We start from the raw sequence: 19,766 nt of genomic DNA, 5'->3' as shown, positions 1-19,766 counted from the left end.
GGCGACAGTCCTTTCCGACGCCGGCCGGATGCAACCGGGGCCGGAGTCAGAAGTATCCGCTACCCGGGAGCCGCGTCCCGCGAACATGGTAGGCGCCGACCGCCTGCGCCTTGTAGGACGTCGGGTTGTGCGACGCCAGAGTCCGGATGTTGCGCCAGTGCCGGTCCAGTAGATGGGCCTGGCGCACTACCGACGCGCCGCCGACGTCGAACACCTGCGCTGCCGCCTTCTGCCCCAATGCGTCGACGACTACCTTGGCGGCGGCGGCCTGCAGGGAGGCCTCGTGAGCCAGATCCAGCTGCGGGTCGCAGCCCGCGGCGTCGGCCTCGAACGCGGCCGCGAGGGTGTCGGCCGCGGCGAGCACGGTCGCCTCGCCGGCGAACGCAGCGGCGGCGATCTCGCCGATCTCCCGCTGCAGCAACGGATCGTCGGCAGGCACCGGCGCGGGCGCCCAGGCGAAGCCGCGCGTCCGCTGGTGCACGTGGGCCACCGCGTCGGCCCGCACAGCATGCAGCACACCCACGATCAGCGCCGTCACATACAACTGAAAGAACGCGCCGGACAGATACATCGGCGGGGGCTCGCTGCCGACATCGGGTGGGGCGAACCGCAGCACCTCCTCGGCGCGTACCTCCACATCGGTGAAGTGCGCCGTCCCGGTGCCCGTCGCGCGCTGACCCATACCGTCCCAGTCGTCGAGCACGGTCACGCCCGTACGGTCGGTCGGCACCAGCGCCAGGACGGTGGAGCCGTCGGGAGCGCCGGCGATCACCTCGGCGTAGTCGGCGTACAGGGTCCCGGTGGTGAAGTACTTCGTCCCGTTGAGCCGGAAGTTGGCCCCGTCGGCGCGCAGTGTTGTCTGCCAGGTGAATTCGCCGATGGTGGTGGAGCCGAGTTCAGTCGACGCATTGCCGACGATCGCACCCGACAGCGCCAGGTCGATGACGCGGCGGCGCTCCTGGCCGCCCAGTCTGAGTCGTTCCTCGACATGGGCGAAGTGGCCGCGCAGGATGTGCGCGACGTTCACGTCGACCGCGGCCAGCCTGATCACGACGCTGAACAGCTCGCGCAGGCTGGCGCCACCGCCGCTGTCCTCGGCGGGCACCCGCAGGGCGCCGAGCCGGTGCTGGCGAATGAGATCGATTGCCGCGAAGGGGCGTTCGCCGGTGCGCTCGCGTTCAAGGGTGCCGCGCCCGATCTCGGCGAACAGCGCGGCCAGCCGGTCGGATCCGGCGGTCACGACGGAGTCGGTCTGTGTCATCCGGCGACCTTCTCACTGACGTGGCGGTACTGGGCTGCCCGGTGGGTTTCGGGGAGTCGAGACCCACGTCCGAACAGCTTGTTGCGCAGCGTCCCCTCGCTGTACGAGGTCTTGTAAGCACCGCGCCGCTGCAGTTCTGGCACAACGTATTCGACGAAGTCGGCGAAGGTGCCGGGGGTGATGACGTTGGTCAGGTTGAAACCGTCCACGTCCGTCTCCTCGACCCACTCCTGCAGGTCGTCGGCAACCTGTGCCGGGGAGCCGACGCTGAAGCCACCCTCGACTCCGATCGCGCGGGCGTCGATGAAGTCGCGCAAGGTCCACTGTCCTTGGCCGAACATCGTCACCGCCGACTTGAGGTACTCGTTGTCGGTGATGGCGACTGGATCGTCGAGGTCGAAGCGGGACAGGTCGCTGCCCAGCCAGCCCGACCACAGGGCCAGCGCGCCTTCGGGGTCGATGTAGCGCCGGAACTCGTCATGGCGGGCCCGGGCGTCGCGTTCGGTGGCGCCGGTCACCACCACGTGCCCGTTGACGATCTTCACGTCGTAGGGGTCGCGGCCGGCGGCCTTGGCTCGGGCCCGGATGTCGGCCACCGCTTCCTTGAGCACCTCCTTGGTGGGCGCTCCGATGAAGATGACTTCGGCGTTCTCCGCGCCGAACCGGCGGCCACGGTCGGACGCGCCGGCCTGGTAGAGAACCGGCGTGCGCTGGGGCGAGGGCTCGCACAGGTGGATACCGGGAACCCGGAAGTGGCGGCCATCGTGGCCGATCGGGTGCACCTTGTCCGGGTCGGCGTAGTGCGGGCGGGACGGGTCGGTGCCGACGGCGTCGTCCTCCCACGACCCTTCCCACAGCTTGTACAGCACTTCGGTGTACTCGTCGGCGATGTCGTATCGGTCGGCGTGCGGGGTGATGGTGTCCAGGCCGTGGTTGAGCGCGGCGCTTTCGAGATAGCCGGTGACGATATTCCAGCCGATTCGCCCGTTGGTCAGATGGTCAAGGGTCGACATCCGCCTGGCGAACGAGTACGGGTGCTCGAATGAGGTCGCCGCGGTGATCCCGAACCCGAGATGTTCGGTGACGGCGGCCATCGCTGGTGCCAACAGAAGCGGGTCGTTCACCGGGACCTGGGCACCGGCCCGCAGGGCCGCCTGCGGACCGCCGCCGTACACGTCGTAGACGCCGAGAACGTCGGCGATGAAGAGACCGTCGAACAGCCCGCGCTCGAGCAGCTTGGCCAGATCGGTCCAGTAGCGAAGATCTTTGTACCGGGTGGCCTGCGACTCGGGGTGGCGCCAGGTGCCCGCCACGATGTGGGTCACGCAGTTCATGTCGAACGCGTTGAGATGGATCTGGCGGGTCACAGCAGGCCTCCGCTTGCGGGTTGGTGCTCGGCGGCGGGGAGGCTGGCGAGCAGTTGACGGGTGTAAGGGTCACGCGGTGATTCGAAAAGCTCTGCCGCAGAACCTGATTCGACGACCCGACCGTTGCTCATCACCAGCACGCGGTCGGCGACATGGTGGATCACGCCCAGGTCATGGGAGATGAACAGAAAGCTCAGGCCGAGCTGCTGCTGGAGATCGGCCAGCAGGTCGAGAACCTGCGCCTGGATGGTCACATCCAACGCCGATACCGGCTCGTCGCAGACGATCAGCCAGGGCTCCGGGGCTAACGCGCGCGCGATCGCCACCCGCTGGCGCTGCCCGCCGGACAGCAGCAGCGGCCGTCTGTCGAGGTGCTCGGCGCCAAGGCCGACATCAGCCAGGAGTTCCGCGGCACGGTCACGCCGTGCCCCGGCGCTCGGATACGCCTCGGCCGGCAGCGCGTCCTCGACGATGCGGCGTACCGTCCACCGAGGGTCGAAGGATCCCAGCGGATCCTGATACACCACCGATATCCGGCGCCGCAGCGGGCGCCGTCTGGATTCGGGAATGCCGCTCCAGTCGGCGCCGGCCAGCCGCACCACTCCGGCGTCGGGCTCCAGAAGGGCCAGCGCCAACCGTGCTGTGGTGGTCTTGCCCGACCCGGATTCGCCGACGATGCCCACCGTCTCGCCGACCCGCACCTCGAACGAAACATCCTCGACCGCAGTCCGTTCCACTCCGTCGGGGCCGCGGAAACGTTTGACCAGACCGTCGGCGCTCAGCAGCACGCCGTCGGCGGGCGGCTCGTCGCGCTGCCCGGAGTGGATCCGACGGGCCGGCAGCGGCGAGAGCCGGGAGCCCTTGCGGTGCGCGGTCGGTACCGCGCCGATCAGTTCCCGGGTGTAGGGATGGCTGGGCGAGTGCAGCACGTCGGCGACGGTGCCCTGTTCCACCAGCAGGCCCTCCCGCATCACCGCGACCCGGTCGGCCAGGCGGCTGACCACCGACAAGTCGTGACTGATCAGGATCAATCCCGTGCCGCGCTGCTTCATCGCCCCCAGCAAGTCGAGAATCTGGGCCTGGATGGTGACATCCAGTGCGGTCGTGGGTTCGTCGGCGATCAGCAGCGGCGGATCGAGTGCGATCGCCGAGGCGATCAGGGCGCGTTGCCGCTGGCCGCCGGACAATTCGTGCGGCAGTTGGCGGGCACGCAGCTCCGGCTCCGGTACACCCACCGAAGTGAGCAACTCCAGCACCCGTTCGCGGCGGCGCCGTCGGTTGCCGAACCGGTGCAGCCGTAATGTTTCGGCGACCTCGGCCCCCACGGTGCGCAGCGGGTCGAGTGAAACCAGAGCGTCCTGCAGCACGAAACCCACGTCGCTGCCGCGAAGCCGGCGCCAGTCCCGGTCGCGGTTGTCGAGTACCGAGCGGCCGCGCAGTTCGAGACGGTCCGCCGACACCCGGGAGGAAGCGCCGGTCAGGCCCAGCAATGCGCGAGCGGTGACACTCTTGCCCGATCCGGATTCACCGACGATCGCCAGGCACTCGCCCGGGGCGACACGCAGCGAGACACCGCGTACCGCCTCGCGGCGGGATCGGCCCGATTCGAATGCGACGGAGAGGTTTTCGACGTGGACCAGTGCAGTGGTACCTGCCGCGGCGGTCATGTGAGCCTGCCTTCGAGTCGCTGCTGCAGGTAGCGGCCCAGCACCGTCACCGACAGCGTGCAGCCGATGATCGCCAGCCCGGGGAACAGCTCCAGCCACCACGCCGTCGAGACGAAGTCGCGGCCGGCGTCGAGCATGGCGCCCCACTCTGGGGCCGGAGGGGCTACGCCGAGGCCCAGGAAACTCAGCGAGGACGCCCAGACGATGGACTGGCCGATGCCCATTGTGGCCAGCACGACCAGCGGCCGCATGGCATTGGGGAAGATGTGCCCGGTGATGATCTTCCTGCGGGAATGCCCGAGAGCTGTTGCCGCGCTGACATACCCGGAGTCCTTCACCGCGATCACCTGCCCACGGATCATCCACGCATAGCCTGCCGCCGATCCGATGGCCACCGCCACGATCTCGGTGGCCACACCGGGGCCGAACATCGCGATGAACAACAGGGCCAGCAGCAGACCGGGAAGTGCCAGAACCACCTCGAGGAACCTGCTGATCGCGCCGTCGGTGAACCGGCCGCCCAGGCCTGCGGCGAACCCGAACAGGACCGCAGCGACCAGGGCCAGCGCGGTGGCACCGGCGCCGATCAACAGTGAACTGCGTGCGCCGTACACCACCCGGGTGAAGATGTCGCGTCCCGACGCGTCGGTGCCGAACCAGTACTGTGCCGATGGACCTTGAAGGGCTGCATCGATATTCGTGTCGTACGGCGATCCGTCGGCGAAGGCTGACGGGATGATCCCCCAGGCCAGGATCGCGATGACATACAGCGCGGCCAGATAGACCGCCGGTCGGAAGGCGCGGCGACCCGGTATCGGACGGCTCGAGCCGGCCGCGACGGCACCGGCAACGTCGACCACCATCGTCACGCGCTCCGCAGCCGGGGATCGACGCGGACGAACGCGAGACGCACCAGCAGGTTGGCGATCAGGTACACCGCCGCGACGAACAGCGTCACTCCGACTACCACCGGCATGTCGTGCGACTTGGCCGCGTCGACGAGGATTCTGCCTAGGCCGGGCCGCACGAAGATCGATTCGACGATGACCGCGGTGGAGAACAGTGAGCCCAGCGCCCAGCCGGACAGCGTCAAGCCGGGGAGGACGGCGTGGCGCAACGCGTGCCGCCAGCGCACGCCGAACTCGCTCATACCTCGGGCCCGCGCCGACGTGGCGAAGGGCTGCTCCAGCGCTGAGGAGAACTCGTCGCGGGTGACCTGCCCGAGGAATCCGGCCAGCGGCAACGCCAGGGTCGCAGCGGGCAGTATCAGACTGGCCGCGCTCCCGTCGCCGACCACCGGCAGCCAGTGCAGGTGAAAGGCGAACACCACCAGCAGCACGATGCCCAGCCAGTACTGCGGCAGGGCCGCCAGCACGATCTCCACCCCCGAACCGACCGCGTTGAGGACGCGGTGGCGATGGGCGGTCAGCAATGTCACGGCCACCGCGATGATCCAGGCCGCCACCAGTGCCGTGGTGGTCAGAGTGAGCGTCGAGCCGATCTGCTGGCCGATGATGGTCGCGACCGGCTGCTTGAGGATGTAGGACGTGCCGAGGTTCCCGCGTACCAGTGCCCCGAGGTAGTCGGCGTACTGCACGATCAGCGGGCGGTTGAAACCGTACTGCGCCCGGACCGCGGCGAGTTGTTCCGGCGTCGGCTTGGATCCGGCACCGCTGAGAATCGTCTGCGCCGGGTCGGTCGGGATCAGATGCTCGGCGCCGAAGGTGAGCGTCGCGGCCGCCCACAGCACCGCGATGACGCCGAGCAGGCTACCCAGGACTCGGCGCACTCGAATGGGAGTGCGCCGAGTCAGGACAACCGGTCGGGTCACCGCGCCAGCCAGGCGTCCGACAGCACCGGCTCACCCTCAGACGGCTCGATCCACACATCCTTGAGGTGCTTCTTGGCAACCAGTCGCGTGGTTTGCGGGTAGAGACCGAGGTGGTAGGCGTTCTCGGCGACCAGCTTCTCCACGCCGTTGTAGAGCTCGGTCAGCTTGGCCGGATCGGTGGTCGAGGCGATCTCGTGCAACGGCGCGTCGATGGCGGGGTTCGACACCCACGACATGTTGTTGCCAGGTGCGAGATTCAGCGAGTCCGTCGAGTAGACGATGGACAACACCAGCGGCGTCGGGCTGTTCCAGTAAGCGCCGCCGAGCGCATCGTAGGCGTCCTTGTTGGTGAAGGCGGCGAAGTACTGGTCCTGGGGGATCGGTTTGAGGATGAGGTTGAACCCGATCTCCTTCTCGGCAGCCTGAATGTCCTGGTACAGCGTGACGTCTGTGGGCGGGCTGTCACCGGGGTCCGATGAGTACACCAGGGTGGCAGCCAGCTGCTTGCCGTCCTTGGTGCGGAAGCCGTCGCCGTCGCGCTGTGTCCAGCCGGCCGCGTCGAGGAGCTGGTTGGCCTTGTCGGGATCATGGACGTAGTAGTCGCGCAAGTTCTTGTCGAAGTAGGGCGTGGTCGACGACAGCGGACCGGGTTCCCAATCGAACACACCCAGGTACGCGCTCTTGACGGCGGCTTCGGCGTTGGAACCGTGGATGAACGCCTGCCGCACCGCGACATCGGTGAAGGGTGCCCGAGTTGTGTTGAGCGCGAAGCCGTTCGGCAAACCGGTGTGGCTGAACTCCTGCAATACCAGGTTCGGGTCGGCCTTGAGCGCGGCGTTCTGCTGCGGTGGCGGGTTGAAGATCAGATCGGCCCCCTGGCCCTGGACGGCGCCGAACCGAACGGAGCCGTCTTCGAGGAACTTCCAGCTGATGTGGTCGAGGTAGGCGGGACCCTGATGCTTGGCATTGGCCGGCGCCGAGTTGTAGTTCGGGTTCTTGTCCAACTCGACACTCTGGCCGTGGATCCACTGCTTGACGATGAACGGGCCGGTGCCGACGGGCGCCTGGCAGTTCTCGGAGAGCCCACGCGCCAACGCCTTCGGCGACTGGATTCCGAAGAACGCTTGTGAGATCACCGGAAGCAGAGCCGAATACGGCTGCGACAGCGTGAGTTCGAACGTCGAGGGGTCGACCGCCCGCGAGGCCTTGTAGTAGGGGCGCAGGTAGCCGGCATCGGTCAGCGACTGCGTCTTGGGGTCGAGCATGTGCTCGAAGTTTGTTTTGACGGCCGCGGCGTCGAACGGTTCACCGTCGTGGAACTTGACGCCTTGCTTGAGCTTGAAGGTGTACACCAGGCCGTCCGGCGACACCGTCCAGGAGTCGGCCAGCCACGGCACGACAGAACCGTCGGGGCGCTCGGAGACCAGCGAGTCGAGGAACTGACGGGCCACATAGGTTTGCGGCATATCGCCGTTGTTGTGCGGATCCAGGCAGGCCGGCTCACGGTCGGCGCCGTAGACGATCGAGCCACCCTGGACCGGTGGTCCGGCGGCATCCGATGACGAGCTATTCGTCGATCCACCGCAGCCGGCGAGCAGCATCGTGACAGCGAACGGGACAAGGAGGGTCGTTCCTCGACGGGCGGTTCCGGAGAAGGGCATCGCGGGGCGCTCTTTCGGCTTGGTGGTCGTTGACATCCCGGATGTCGCGATCGCCCTCTGGCAGAACGCGAGTTGGATGGCTCGGTCACCATGCCGCGCCGCAAATCGTCTGGCCAGCAATCAAATCCGCGCGATTATTTCGGCCACTGTGTCCGGCCGTGACCGACATGTGTCGCCGTGTGACGACGGCCCGCGGCGAGAGGCTAGATCATCTCCCTGGCGCTCAACCATCGCATGATCGGCCAGCCCGCGAACACCGGCAGCCAGCACGTCAACACCCGGTAGAGCAGCACCGACGGCACGCCGATGGCCGCGGGCACGCCGAAAGCGGCCAGGCCACCGATCAGTGCGGCCTCCACCGCGCCGACACCGCCCGGGGTGGGCGCTGCCGATGCCAGTGTGCCGCCGACCATCGTGACGATCGTGACCGTCACGAAGTTGGTGTTCCCGCCGAATGCCTCGATGCTGGCCCACAGCACAAGTGCCATGCCGAGAGTCGTTGTGGCACAGCCGAGGACAATCACCGCAAGGCGCTTGGGCTCACGCATCAGATCGAGCAGCTCGCTGCTGACCTCCTGCAGCTGCGGCCGGATCGCCGTGTCGAGCCAGCGCCGGGCCTTGGGTACGAACAGGAACGTCCCGAGCACCCCGAGGGCGATGCCGCCGATCAGATACAGCAGCGTGCTGCTCGGCACGAAATGCGCCAGGTCGGCCGTCGCTCCGGCGGCGACGCTGAAGAAGATCAGCAGGGTCACGTGGGTGATCACCTGCACGGCCTGCTGCAACGCCACTGCGGCGGTGGCCCGCATGGCGCCCAGCCCGGCCTTCTGCAGGAACCGGGTACTCAGCGCCAGCCCGCCGACACCGGCCGGGGTGGTGGTCGCGGCGAAGGTGTTGGCGAACTGCATGATGACCAGGTTGCGGAAACTCACCACTCCCGACGCGCACGCCCACAGTGCCGCCGCCGCGCCGATGTAGGTGGACGCCGAGACGGCCAGGCCCAGCAGCGCCCACCACCAGTTTGCGTTGCGCAGCTCGCTGATGAAGGTCGGCACGGTGCTGATGAACGGGTACGCGACATAGACGAGCGCCACCAGCAGCACGAGCTGGATGACCTGTTTGCGGGTGAACCGGGTGATCGTCTCGGTCTTGATCTCGTTGGCCCCGGTCTGGCGCTTCACTTCGTCGCGGGCGGCGGCCATCACGGCCTTGGGGTCGGAGACCGTCTTGCGCAACCGGGCCGGCACCGCCGACTTGGTCAGCCGGCGCGAGGCGTTGAGCACGGTGTCCTTGCCCAGCGCGTCGACGGCTGCTCGCACCGAAGCCTCGGCGCCGAACCGGTCGGTCGTCGTCACCAGCAGCTGGGCGATGTCGGACTGCAGCTGTTCGTCCGATGCGCCGTACTCGGAGGCGCCGAAACCGCCGAACAGCGCCTTGCCCGCATCGACGGTGATCTCGCTGAACCGTAGGTCGCCGTGCGAGATCTGATGGCGGGCAAGGACTCCCAGCGAGCCCCAGACGGTGGTCACCAGGCCTTCTTCGGGTGCATCGGCGACGGGGGTTCCCCGCGGCGGGGTGTGCGCATACAGCGTCCAGCCCCGGTCGAGGGCGGCGACGGCCATCGTCGTGGTGTTGGCCACGCCGAGGTCGCAGACGGCGATCGTCATCAGGGCCCGGTGCTCGACGGCCCGGCGCATCGACGTTTGCACCGGTGCGGTCTCCGCGTCGCGCAGGATCAGCCAGCGCCAGAACTGCCGCAGTGCCCCCGCGCCGCGCTGGTTGGGACCGTACATCTCGATGACTGCTTCGGCGCCGGCGTCGGTGTGCGCCGACAGTTCCAGCGGGCCGTGGCCGGCCGGCCGGACGACGGTCAGCGCGTTGACCAGAAAGCCCCGCTTGGACAGGGTCCGGACCGCGCCGTCGAGGGGCACCTCGAGAGCCGGGGTGCCGACGACCCACACCACGAAGGCGCCGACGAACCAGCCCACCGCCAGGCCCAGCAGGGACCGGGCCGGGATGATCGCACTGACGACGAGGTGGATCGGCACGAAGGCCAGCAGCAGCGTCCACCACCACCGGCGCCAGCGGGCGGGCAGCCACGGTCCCGACACGGTCAGTACTGCGGCCAGCATGGCGATCCAGCGCGGGTCGTCGAGGAACTGCGACAGCGTGGTCGACAACCGTTCCGAGAGATCGAAGTGCCAACGCGGGGCCGCGATGCCGTTGCCGGTGATGGACAGGGCCAGCACGGCGATGAATCCGGCGGCCCCGTATGCACCGAGCAGCTTCCACTGCCTGGCGGCGATCAGGCCCACCAGGATCATGAACGGCAGCGCCAGAATCGCGACGCCGTAAGCCAGGTAGACCAGGTTGGACTGGGTGGGGGTGAGCACGCCGACGATGCCCGATACCGACTTCTCCAGGCCGACCCAGTCGTTGCGGGTGATCAGGGAACTGGTGATGACGATGGCCAGGAACAGTCCGGCCAGTGCCAGGCGCATGATGTCGTTGGTCCGGCGGGTGAGCGGTTGCAGCAGCTCACCCGACACGGTGATATCGCGTCCGTCAACTCGCATCGCTGGTGGTTTTCCTGCCCGCCTCGGCGCCGCCTCGTCGCGGCTGCGGCCAAACTTAGCCGACTTAGCCTCAGACGAAGCCGATGTAGCCCAGCAGCGCGGCGGCTCCGACGATGATCAGCGGGTTGGTGTTGGTGCGCACGAAGATCAGCGTGGCCACCCCGGTGATCAGGTACGCCCGCCAGTCGTGGTCGGCCGCCTTGCTCATCACCAGCGACGTGGCCAGGATCAGACCGACGGTCAGCGGGGCGAATCCCTTCTCGACCGCGTAGCGCAGCTTCGACTTCTGGGCCTTCTGCCAGGACACCGTGATCAGGTACATCAGGGTGGCCGCGGGGACGACCATCGCGATGGTGGCCAGTATGCCGCCGGCGATCCCGCCCGCCACGCCGGCGACGCCCAGCCCGGCGGCATACCCCACCAGCGCCACGATCAGGATGCTCGGCCCGGGCGCGGCCTGCGAGATCGAGAAGATGTCGGCGAACTGTGAGTTAGTCAACCAGTGATAGCCGCTGACCGCGCGCAGGTGCATCTCGGGCAACACGGTGTTGCCGCCGCCGATCGACAGCAGCGACAGCGACCCGAACATGCCCATCAGGGCCAGATAGGTCTTCACGCCGGCGTCTTCTTGCGGGGCCAGGCCCAGATCAGGCTCAGCGGGGCCAGGATGGCCAACGTCTCCAGCAGTGGCCAGCGCAGCACGCCGTTGAGGACGAAGGCGGCCAGGAACAGCGCCACCGGCATCACGCCCGTCAGGCATTTCTGGCCGGTCTTGATCACCATCGCCAAGGTCAGCGCGACCGCGGCGGCCGAGGCCCCGTGCAGGGCGCCCTTGACCGCGGGCACCTCTTTGAACGTGAAGTAGACGAAACCGAGCGTGAGGATGATGGCGACGGGGACCAGGCACAGTCCGATCAGGGCGGCACCGGCGCCGGCGATGCCCTTGAGTTTGGTGCCGACGAAGACCGCGAGGTTCACCTGGTTGGCGCCCGGCACGATCCGGCACATCGTCATGGCGGAGAGGAACTCTTCTTCGGTCATCCACTGCTTCTGCACCACGACCACCTCGCGTGACCACGCTGAGAGCCCGCCGCCGAAGGAGGCCAGTGCGATGTGGTTGAACGAGAGTGCGATCTCCAGCAGGGAGGTCTTGTGCAGGGTCGCCCCGGGCTCACTCATGGACGAGGTCCTCGTCGTGCGGGAAGTCCTCTTCGGGCTGCGGGGCGTTGTCGAGTGGATCGGGCGGCTCGTAGTGGTTAGACACCTTCCAATCGCTGCTGAAGATCTCCTCGAGGCGGCCCACCACGGCTGGGTCGTCGATGACGACGCCGAGTTCGCGACGCAGGTCGAAGGCGCTGCGGTCGATGTTCATTGAACCGACGAGGGCCCGCTGGTCGTCGACGATCAGGAGTTTGGCGTGCACGCGGAGGTTCTTCTGCTTGCGCACCTTGACCCCGAACCGGCGCAGGGTGCGCAGCGAGGCGAACGTGTCCAGGATGTCCCAGTCGCTGATGCCGTGTTTGCCGCCGCAAAGGACCTTCACCTTCACACCGCGGTCGGCCGCCGCGGCGATGTGGTCGAGGATGACCGCGTCGACGTATTTGGGGTGCTGGATATAGAGGCGTTCTTGAGCCGTGTCGATGAAGCGGGCCATGTGAAAGCGCGAATTCGAGTTACTCCACAGCAGACCGTCGTAGTTGGCGGGGGTGAAGTCGCGGTGCTCCCAGTCTGCGTCGAACACCTCGACGATCTGGGCGACGTGTTGTGGATCGTGGGTGATGATCCCGTAGTCGCGGGTCAAGGTGAAGTACTTGATCATCAGGTTGTAGGTGGCGACCATCGCCGCACTGTCGTCCACGACGATGGACTTCTCGTGTGTCACATAGAATTTCGGATTCGACCATTGCACCTCGACGCCGGCGGCCTTGAGTTGCTCGTAGGTCTCGTCGTTGGCTCGGTCGCCGCCCGAGCGCTGGGCGTTGAGCATGACCCGGACCTTGACCCCGGCATTCTTTCGGTCGATCACCGCCTCGATGAGGCCGGGTTCAGTGAACGTGAATTGCTTTATCAGCAGGGAAAATTGCGCGGTCTCGATGAACTCGCGGACCGGTTCGAGACCGTCGTCGGGTTCGACGATCAAGCGGGGCGGGGTCGCAGGCATAGGTTTCGGATGCTAGCACCAGAGCTTTGCTGGTTAGTGAATGTTGCCTACCGCCGCAAGGATTCAGCCCGCCGGCGCCGGCGCGGCAGCATCCGGCAGGTTCTGTCCCAGTCCCGGCGCGAGATTGATGCCCGGTGCGGGAGCGGTGCCGGGAAGCGGTTCGCCGAGTTGCTCGCTGGGAACCTGACCGAGCAGTGCACCGGCCAGATCGCCGTCGGAGTACATGCCGTGGATACGCCGCAGGAATGCCAGCCGGCCGGTGCCCGGGTCGTCCGGTGTCGGACCGATGCCCTCGGCCGTGGTGCCTTGACCCGGCGCTGCCGGGGCGACGTTCTGGGGGAGCAGGTAGTCGCCATTGAAGGCACGCAGGTCCGGTGCGGCGACGGGAGCCTGGCTGCCGGGCGCCGCGGGCACCGCGTTCTGCCCGAGCAGCAGCCCCGGTGTGTAGGCCGACAGATCGGGTAGGCCCAGTGGCCCGGCCGCGGCGGAATCGCTTTGTGCCAGAACGGTGCCGATGCCGGAGCGCGGCGGGACGTAGCCGGCGGGCGCCGGGTCGGTGACGGCAGGATCCGGCGCGACCGGGTCAGCTGCGGCCGACGGCGGACAGGCCAGCGCCGCGGCCAAGCCCAGTCCGGCCAGTGCAACTGTGCCGGTCTTTCGCATCCCCATCAGGACACCGTAATACGGGCGGGGATACCTGGTCTGCGTATCCCGGTCAGCCCGCGGGAGCGGGCGGAACCGCGACCGGGTCGGGCGGCGGCGGCGGCAGGAACTGCTCGGGACCGGCCGGGATGTTGGTCCCGGGCGGGGGAGCGGTGCCCGCCAACGGTTCGCCGAGTTCGCCGGCCGGCATGCGACCCAATGAACCGTGCAGCAGGGCGTGCACACCCTTGAACGCATCAACCCGGGCGAACGGCCCGGCCGGTGCATCCTGGGTCAGCAGGTACGGCGATTCCATATCCGGCGTCGGCATCCGGTAGTACTGCGGGAACAGTGTCGCGGTCGGAGCGAGCGGATCGGCGCCTCCGGCCGTGGGGGCCAGGTTCATTACTGTCGAGGTCGGCGCCCCGATGAGCTGAGCCATGGCGTCCACCGGGTTCTGCCGGGTGTCGGTGGCCGCGGTGTAGAGCGGATCCGGTGGTGGCGGCGGGGTCGCCTCACCCCCGGGCACGGGGATGGGCAGGCCTGGATCAGGGATGGGATCGGCTGCGGCGGTGGCACTTCCGGCCACCGCCGCAAGAACGAACCCGCTCGCCACCAGGGCGGCGATCAGGGGGCGGTCCATGCCGATCAGAACACCTGGGTGATGCCGTAGTACGCGACGATGTCGTCGTTGTCGCTGCTGGAGCTGGTCAGCACGGCGTAGGAGCGAAGTGATGACGCACCCACGCAGTTGTCCACCTTGATGTGCACGTCACGGATGGTGACGCGAGCCGAGGTGCCCTTGAACGACTTCTTGTCGACGACCACGTTGGTCACCGTGCCGGGGCGCGGCTCGACCTCGATCTGGCCCTGGATCGGGAAGGAGATGGAGCCCGGGGCACTCAAGCCGCCGGTGCCGAGGCTGGCGTTGCCGAGGCTGGCGCCGACCGAGCCGTTGAGCTTGACCTTGTCCATCTCGACGCCGCAGCCGATCTGGTAGCCCACCTCGAGGGTTCCACCCGCTGTTTCACCGGTCGTGGTGCCGGTGAACGTGGCGCCGACGAGCCAGTCTCGGGCGGCCAGCGACGTGGTCAACGGGGCGACCGGCAGTTGGGTCTCGTCCTTGGCCACCACCGTCAGGGTGCGTCCGTCCGGGGTCTTGGCGATTCCCGGTACCGAGGACGCCACCGCTCCGGTGTTGACCGGGGGCGCCGCCGCGGCGGCGGGATCGGCGGGTGGTGCGGCCGGGTCGGGGTCGGCGATGGCCGGTGCGGCGGTGCCGACGGCGACCAGGACGCTTGCCGTCACTGTGGCGAATCGAAGCAACATGTCGGCGTGGCGCCTCTCTCGAGTTGTCCGGGTGGTTTCGTGTCGACGCATCAGACGACCCTCGTTACGCCGAGGTAGGTGACAACGTCGTCGGTGTTGTCGGTGGAGCTGGTGAAGGTCGCGTAGGACCGAATGAAGGACTGGCCGGCGCAACCGTCGATCTTGATCCGGAAACCGGTGATCGACACCCGGGACTTGGTGCCCTTGAACGACTTCTTGCCCACCGGCACGATGTTGATGGTGCCCGGCTTGAGGTCGATCTTGATCTGCTCCGACGCGGACAGACCGAGGGTGATCGGCAAGAAGCTGCCGTTGACGAAGGGGATGCCCACGCCGGGTGTGATGCCACCCGTGGTGATCGACTCGATGTCGTCTTGGGTTATGCCGCAGCCGATCTGGTAGCCGGCTTCCAGCGAGCCGCCGGACAGCTTCGTCTTGCCGGAGCCGGTGACCGCTCCCTCGAAGCTTCCGTCGACGAGGTACTCGCGCGACCACGGTGAGTTGGTCAGCGACGCGACGGGCTCAAGGGACTCGTTCTTGGCGCCGATGGACAGCTGCCAGCCGTCGGGGGTGGTCAGCGTGCCTGGTGCCGCCGAGGTGATCGGAGCGGCGCCGGGTCCGCCCGGGGGCGGTGGTGGCGCGGCCTCCGCAGCGGCAGGAGCCGCGTTCGGGTCGGCCGGTGGATCGGCCAACCCGATGGGTGCCGTTCCGATGGCAGTTACAAGGCAGACGCTGAGCAGCGCGGCGAATCGGTGCAACATGTCGCGGTGGGGCCTCTCGATTGAGATCTGATCGTGTCGCTCGCGCGATATGTTTCGGCCCGAAAGTGTCCAATCGGCAAACAGATAGCGAAGTCTGGGTTCCTTGTTGCGGTCCAACGGGCTTCGTCAGTTTCCGGCCGGTTTTGACCTCAGTTTTTCGCGGTAGTGTCTGCCGAGCCGGTCGGGTAACGACTGATTCGAGAGGAACCGATGAAGCAATCACTTCGCCTTCCGATAGCTGTCGGCGCAGCCGTCCTAGCGGCCTTGCCAGCCCTGATCCTGGCCCCGGCCGCGTCGGCTGATCCGGGCCCCGCGGATCCGGTGTCCGGCGATGCGGCGCCGCCGGCTCCGCAGTCAGAACAGGTGATCTCGCAGGCCGAGCCGATGTCGCCGGATACCGTCGGCGCCGTCTCGACGGCCTGCCGGCAGTTCGCCGCCGCCCTGGACCTGGCGTCCTCGAACTACGAGGAGTTCGCCTACGCCACTGCAGGTAGTGGCAATGCGGTGAACTACCAGGATCCGAGCATCGCGCAGTACAACCTCCTCGGCCGGACCGCGTTGCGCGAAGCCGCCGGCGCCGCAATGGATGCCGCCGGAACACCCGGTCTGCCCGCCGCTGTCGGCGACCCGATGCGGTCCTGGTCGTTGCACGCGACGAAGCTCATCCTGATCATGGGTCTGCGTGGTGGCGGTGACTCGCTCAACTCGGCCGCCACCGACCTCAACACCGACGCCACCAACGTTCAGATGGCGTGTTCGCTCAATGGCGGGCGTGCCTGAGCCGCAACAACTTTCGACAACACGAAATCGGCCCCCCTTCCGAGGAAGGGGGGCCGAATTCGTCTGGCCGTTAGGGCGCCGGCGTTCCGGGGTCTCCGCCGGTCCCACCCTTGCCGGCCTGGGGGCCCAGGCCTGAGGTGCCCTGCGTCCCGGCCTTGCCGGCGGTCGAACCGCTCTTGCCGCCGGTGCCACCGTTGCCGCCCTTGCCGCCGCCGACGATGCTGACTCCGCCGTCGGCGCCGTTGCCGCCCTTGGCGCCGGTGCCACCGTTGCCGCCGGTGCCGCCATTGCCGCCGGCGCCGCCGCTGATCGCACCGAAGCCGCCGGTTGCGCCGTTACCACCGGTGCCACCGCTGGTGGTGCCCGTCCCGCCCTTGCCGCCGGAACCGCCCGCTCCACCGTTGTTGCCGCCGTTGCCGCCGCCGCCACCGGTGCCGCCGCTGCCGCCCGTGGTGGCTCCGGGGCCGCCGTCGGCGCCGGCACCACCGGCGCCACCGTTGCCGAGCAGGCCGCCGACTCCACCGGCACCGCCGTCGCCGCCGGTGCCGCCGCTGCCAGAGGTGCTGACTCCGCCGGTTCCGCCGGTTCCACCGGTGCCGCCGTTGCCCGCGACCGTCCCACCTTGACCGCCTGCGCCGCCGTCGCCGCCGTTACCGGCGGTGGCTGTGCCGGCGCCGCCTGCGCCGCCCGTGCCGCCCGCGCCGCCCGAAGCGCTGCCCCACGAACCGCCGGTGCCGCCCGCTCCGCCTGCGCCGCCGTCGGTCCCGGTGGCGCCGCCACCGAAGCCCGCGCCGCCCGTGCCGCCTGCGCCGCCCGCACCGCCGCCGACCAGCGGCAGGTTGGCGGCGTTACCGCCGTTGCCGCCGGCACCGCCGGCCTTTGTGGGATCGGTGCTGGCGCCGCCGTTGCCGCCGGCGCCGCCGCTGCCCGCGAACGCGCCCGCGCTGCCGCCGGTTCCGCCGTTGCCGCCGTTGATGCCGTTGCCGCCGTTGCCGCCGCCGCCGCCGAACAGGGCGCCGCTGCTGGACGATCCGGCGAACAGGCCACCGTTGCCACCGTTGCCACCGTTGGTGGTGGCGTTGATCGCGTTGCCGCCGTTGCCGCCGTTGCCGTACACGTAGGCGCTGCCGCCGTTGCCACCGTTGTAGCCGTTGCCGCCGTTGCCGAACAATCCGGCATTGCCGCCGTTGCAGGCCGACGAGGTGCACTGGGTGTCAGAGGCGCTGTAGCTGTAGCCGTTGCCGAACAGCAGGCCGGCATTGGGATGGTCGGCGGTGCCGTTGCTGATGAAGATCGCGACGATGTCGGTGCCGGTAGCCGACGCCGTAGCCGACGCCGTCACACCTGATGAGGTGGCCGAACCGGAGCCGAACACGCTGCCGAGGTCGGTGCAGAAGGCCGAGCCCAGCGAGCACTCACTGCTCGCCAGCTTGATGGCGGGAGCGGCCACCTGCGCGGAGGTATCGGTGGTCGCGAACAGGAAGCCGGCTCCCACCATCGCCGCACCGGCGACGCCGGTGGTGACGAATGCGGGTGCAGCCATGCCGCGAGCCGGCGTCTTACGGTGTTTGGCCAATTTCTTGATCCCCTTCGAGGAAGTGCTGCCGTAGGTGCGGCGGATTGTCACTGCGCATCGATCCAAGAAGACCCGCCTTACCCGGGACTTGCTGCTTTGCGGCGGGCTGCCGAACATCGGGCAAACGCAAAGCGAACTCAAGTTTTCAGAATGGGCGTCGGGAGGCTACTTGCAGAGGGCGGCGACTTTGCTGTTGGTGGCCTCGGCGTCGCGCAGCCTGCCGGCCTGCTCGGGGTTGTCGTTGGTGACGCCGGCCAGCGCGTTGATGGCGATGGCCTGCAAGCTGGTGGCGAAGTCACCGATGGCGGCGGCGAGTTCGGGGGGCGTGCCCGGTCCGGTCTGGGCCAGCAGGTAGGTCCCTCCGCCGGCCATCGCGAGCCTGGCGTTGGCGGCCACTGCCTGGATCGCGGCCGGGTCGGTGCCGGCATTGCCATGCGTCTGAATGGCCACCGCGGCCGTCACTGTTCGAAAAGCATTGCAGGCCTTGGCCTTCGCGTCCGCAGAGGGTGCCTCGGCGGCAGGCTTGTCGGTGCTCGGTGGCGGCCGCAGTACGGCCCAGCCGGCTGCGGCTGCGGCGATCAGAGCGACCACCAGGGCGGCCGGGGCCACCCACCGGGAGGACGCTCGTGGCGTCTCGGGCACGGGGCGGGCGGTGGGGGTGTCGTCGTCCTCGACGGTCGGCTCGGGCATGGCCGCGATCCTAACCACACCGGCTGGCACCTGGTCGAAGCGTACGATTTCGGGCGAGAGAAGGTGCGACGACGATGACCACCCGGTTCTGGCGAATAGCCGTCCCCTCGCTGTCGGGGGTGGCATTGGCGGCCGGACTGATCGTGTCCGCGCCGGCGGCCGGCGCTGACTCCTGCCCGCCGGGGCACGTCAACAACCAGTACACCAACCAGTGTTACGTGCAGGGCAGTGCGCCCACCATCAACGGGGTTCCTTGTGTGGCAAGCAATCTCGGGCTGTGCAGCTCTTTCCGGCAGAACCAGCAACCGCCACGCAAGCCGTACACCTCGATCGGCTAGCTGCGCGTCAGCGTCTTGGTCATCAGCCGCTGCGTCCAGTTCGGGGACACCTGCGACAGGCCGGCCAGGAATCGAGTCTGCAGGCCGACCGGGACGTGCACCTTGGGCAGTAGTCGTCGGCGGCTCTGGGTTGCTGAGAACACGGCCTTGGCGACATCGTCGGGTGTGAGGTTGACGCCCAGTGACTTGGTGCTGCCGGTCTCGACGCCGTCGGTCATGGCGGTCTGGACGAACAGCGGCCACATCGCGAAGACCCGGATCCCGTGCGGACGCCACTCCAGCTCCAGGGCCTCGGTGAGGGCACGGAGTGCGAACTTTGTGGCCGAGTAGGTGGCGAGTTCCGGTTGGCCGTAGAGCGCCGAGGCCGAGCACATGTTGACCACCTGGGAATTGGGCGTGCCGCGCAGGTAGGGGAACGCCGCGTGCAACCCGGCCAGGGCGCCGAAGACGTTGATGTCGATCATCCGCCGGTGCGTCGCCAGCGGGACCTCGGCGAACGGGCCTTCAGTGAGCACACCGGCATTGTTGACCAGGATGTCGAGTCGGCCCGAGGGGCCGGTGAATGCGCTGAGCTGTGCGGACCAGTCATCGGCATCGGTGACGTCGAGTCGGCCGGTCGTGACGTCACCGCCGAAGCCGGCGATCTCCTCGCGCAGCGATTCCAGGCCGGCGACATCGACGTCGTAACCGCCGACGCGATACCCGTTCCTGGCGAACGTTAAGGCCGTCGCGCGCCCGATCCCGGCCGCGGCGCCGGTGATGAACACTGTCGGTGACGAGGCTTGGTCGGACACCTCAGACCACCTTCAGAGTCGGCGTCTGGGGCTCGGATTCCGGCGCGATCCGGTTGCTGGCCGCGGTCATCGCCGTCTCGACGCGGGTGGCCGCGCTCTGGCAGGCCACGCTGGCCTTGCGGCCCAGGCCGTCGGCCTCGTCGGCGGCATTGCGCAGGTAGGCCGTCAGCGTGACACGCAGGCGGTCACCGGCACGGGCCACCCGGTTGCGCACCCGGTCATCGACCATGACGGTCACGTAGGGCAGTTCGATTCTGATCACGAGGACCTCCTGCAGGCGGTCCTTCGAATCTAGTCGAAACCCGCACGTCCCGAGGTCGGCCATTCCCGCG

The 19,766-nt window shown here is 68.3% G+C and carries 20 protein-coding genes; 2 read left to right on the top strand and 18 right to left on the bottom strand.

The window, feature by feature from the left end:
• Positions 1–46 precede the first annotated feature (46 nt).
• The 14 genes from OG976_RS05635 to OG976_RS05570 form a co-directional block, all read right to left on the bottom strand.
• Positions 47–1,261 (bottom strand): acyl-CoA dehydrogenase family protein, encoded by a 1,215-nt coding sequence (locus OG976_RS05635; protein ID WP_328359028.1) that lies wholly within the window; start codon positions 1,259–1,261, stop codon positions 47–49.
• The gene (locus OG976_RS05630; protein ID WP_328359025.1) at positions 1,258–2,628 is read right to left on the bottom strand and encodes an LLM class flavin-dependent oxidoreductase; all 1,371 of its coding nucleotides are present in this window, start codon (positions 2,626–2,628) and stop codon (positions 1,258–1,260) included. The genes OG976_RS05635 and OG976_RS05630 overlap by 4 nt, the downstream gene beginning before the upstream one ends.
• A complete protein-coding gene (locus OG976_RS05625) occupies positions 2,625–4,295 on the bottom strand; it encodes an ABC transporter ATP-binding protein (RefSeq protein WP_328359022.1) in 1,671 nt (556 codons plus the stop codon). The genes OG976_RS05630 and OG976_RS05625 overlap by 4 nt, the downstream gene beginning before the upstream one ends.
• On the bottom strand, positions 4,292–5,158 hold the full coding sequence (locus OG976_RS05620) for an ABC transporter permease (RefSeq protein WP_328363188.1): 867 nt from the start codon (positions 5,156–5,158) through the stop codon (positions 4,292–4,294). The genes OG976_RS05625 and OG976_RS05620 overlap by 4 nt, the downstream gene beginning before the upstream one ends.
• A 2-nt stretch (positions 5,159–5,160) precedes the next feature.
• A complete protein-coding gene (locus OG976_RS05615) occupies positions 5,161–6,126 on the bottom strand; it encodes an ABC transporter permease (RefSeq protein WP_328359019.1) in 966 nt (321 codons plus the stop codon).
• A complete protein-coding gene (locus OG976_RS05610; protein ID WP_328359016.1) occupies positions 6,123–7,727 on the bottom strand; it encodes an ABC transporter substrate-binding protein in 1,605 nt (534 codons plus the stop codon). Before OG976_RS05610 ends, OG976_RS05615 begins: the two co-directional genes overlap by 4 nt.
• Before the next feature lie 263 nt (positions 7,728–7,990).
• Positions 7,991–10,363 carry a lysylphosphatidylglycerol synthase transmembrane domain-containing protein gene (locus OG976_RS05605; RefSeq protein WP_328359013.1) on the bottom strand — a complete coding sequence of 791 codons (2,373 nt, stop codon included), beginning with the start codon at positions 10,361–10,363 and terminating at the stop codon, positions 7,991–7,993.
• 70 nt (positions 10,364–10,433) lie between these two features.
• Positions 10,434–10,979: a chromate transporter gene (locus OG976_RS05600; protein WP_328359010.1), complete on the bottom strand. Its 546-nt coding sequence runs from the start codon at positions 10,977–10,979 to the stop codon at positions 10,434–10,436.
• On the bottom strand, positions 10,976–11,542 hold the full coding sequence (locus tag OG976_RS05595; protein ID WP_328359007.1) for a chromate transporter: 567 nt from the start codon (positions 11,540–11,542) through the stop codon (positions 10,976–10,978). Before OG976_RS05595 ends, OG976_RS05600 begins: the two co-directional genes overlap by 4 nt.
• Positions 11,535–12,524 (bottom strand): phospholipase D-like domain-containing protein, encoded by a 990-nt coding sequence (locus OG976_RS05590; RefSeq protein ID WP_328359004.1) that lies wholly within the window; start codon positions 12,522–12,524, stop codon positions 11,535–11,537. The genes OG976_RS05595 and OG976_RS05590 overlap by 8 nt, the downstream gene beginning before the upstream one ends.
• 63 nt (positions 12,525–12,587) lie before the next feature.
• Positions 12,588–13,193 (bottom strand): hypothetical protein, encoded by a 606-nt coding sequence (locus OG976_RS05585; RefSeq protein ID WP_328359001.1) that lies wholly within the window; start codon positions 13,191–13,193, stop codon positions 12,588–12,590.
• A gap of 46 nt (positions 13,194–13,239) precedes the next feature.
• Positions 13,240–13,809 carry a hypothetical protein gene (locus tag OG976_RS05580; RefSeq protein ID WP_328358998.1) on the bottom strand — a complete coding sequence of 190 codons (570 nt, stop codon included), beginning with the start codon at positions 13,807–13,809 and terminating at the stop codon, positions 13,240–13,242.
• 5 nt (positions 13,810–13,814) lie between these two features.
• Positions 13,815–14,495, bottom strand: a complete 681-nt coding sequence (locus OG976_RS05575; RefSeq protein WP_328358995.1) for an MspA family porin — start codon at positions 14,493–14,495, stop codon at positions 13,815–13,817.
• 50 nt (positions 14,496–14,545) lie between these two features.
• The gene (locus OG976_RS05570; RefSeq protein ID WP_328358992.1) at positions 14,546–15,256 is read right to left on the bottom strand and encodes an MspA family porin; all 711 of its coding nucleotides are present in this window, start codon (positions 15,254–15,256) and stop codon (positions 14,546–14,548) included.
• A 210-nt stretch (positions 15,257–15,466) separates the two neighbouring features.
• Here OG976_RS05570 and OG976_RS05565 point away from each other — a divergent pair, with 210 nt between their 5' ends.
• Positions 15,467–16,036, top strand: a complete 570-nt coding sequence (locus OG976_RS05565) for a hypothetical protein (protein WP_328358989.1) — start codon at positions 15,467–15,469, stop codon at positions 16,034–16,036.
• Between the two features lie 70 nt (positions 16,037–16,106).
• On the opposite strand, the gene OG976_RS05560 is transcribed toward OG976_RS05565, so the two are convergent.
• Both OG976_RS05560 and OG976_RS05555 read right to left on the bottom strand, forming a co-directional pair.
• Positions 16,107–17,285, bottom strand: a complete 1,179-nt coding sequence (locus tag OG976_RS05560; protein ID WP_442930503.1) for a hypothetical protein — start codon at positions 17,283–17,285, stop codon at positions 16,107–16,109.
• A gap of 492 nt (positions 17,286–17,777) precedes the next feature.
• Complete coding sequence (locus OG976_RS05555; RefSeq protein WP_328358985.1) at positions 17,778–18,302, bottom strand: hypothetical protein; 525 nt, start codon at positions 18,300–18,302, stop codon at positions 17,778–17,780.
• A 74-nt stretch (positions 18,303–18,376) separates the two neighbouring features.
• On the opposite strand from OG976_RS05555, the gene OG976_RS05550 reads away from it, so the two are divergent.
• Entirely contained in the window at positions 18,377–18,640 is a 264-nt protein-coding gene (locus OG976_RS05550; RefSeq protein ID WP_328358982.1) for a hypothetical protein, read from the top strand.
• On the opposite strand, the gene OG976_RS05545 is transcribed toward OG976_RS05550, so the two are convergent.
• Both OG976_RS05545 and OG976_RS05540 read right to left on the bottom strand, forming a co-directional pair.
• Positions 18,637–19,434, bottom strand: coding sequence for an SDR family oxidoreductase (locus tag OG976_RS05545; RefSeq protein ID WP_328358979.1), 798 nt, complete (start codon positions 19,432–19,434; stop codon positions 18,637–18,639). The two genes, OG976_RS05550 and OG976_RS05545, sit on opposite strands and share 4 nt — an antisense overlap.
• A gap of 1 nt (position 19,435) precedes the next feature.
• Complete coding sequence (locus OG976_RS05540; RefSeq protein ID WP_328358975.1) at positions 19,436–19,696, bottom strand: hypothetical protein; 261 nt, start codon at positions 19,694–19,696, stop codon at positions 19,436–19,438.
• Positions 19,697–19,766 lie beyond the last annotated feature (70 nt).

The sequence above is a fragment of the Mycobacterium sp. NBC_00419 genome (assembly GCF_036023875.1).
In the GTDB taxonomy this organism is placed as follows: Bacteria; Actinomycetota; Actinomycetes; order Mycobacteriales; family Mycobacteriaceae; genus Mycobacterium.
This window is presented reverse-complemented; position numbering and strand designations above follow the sequence as displayed.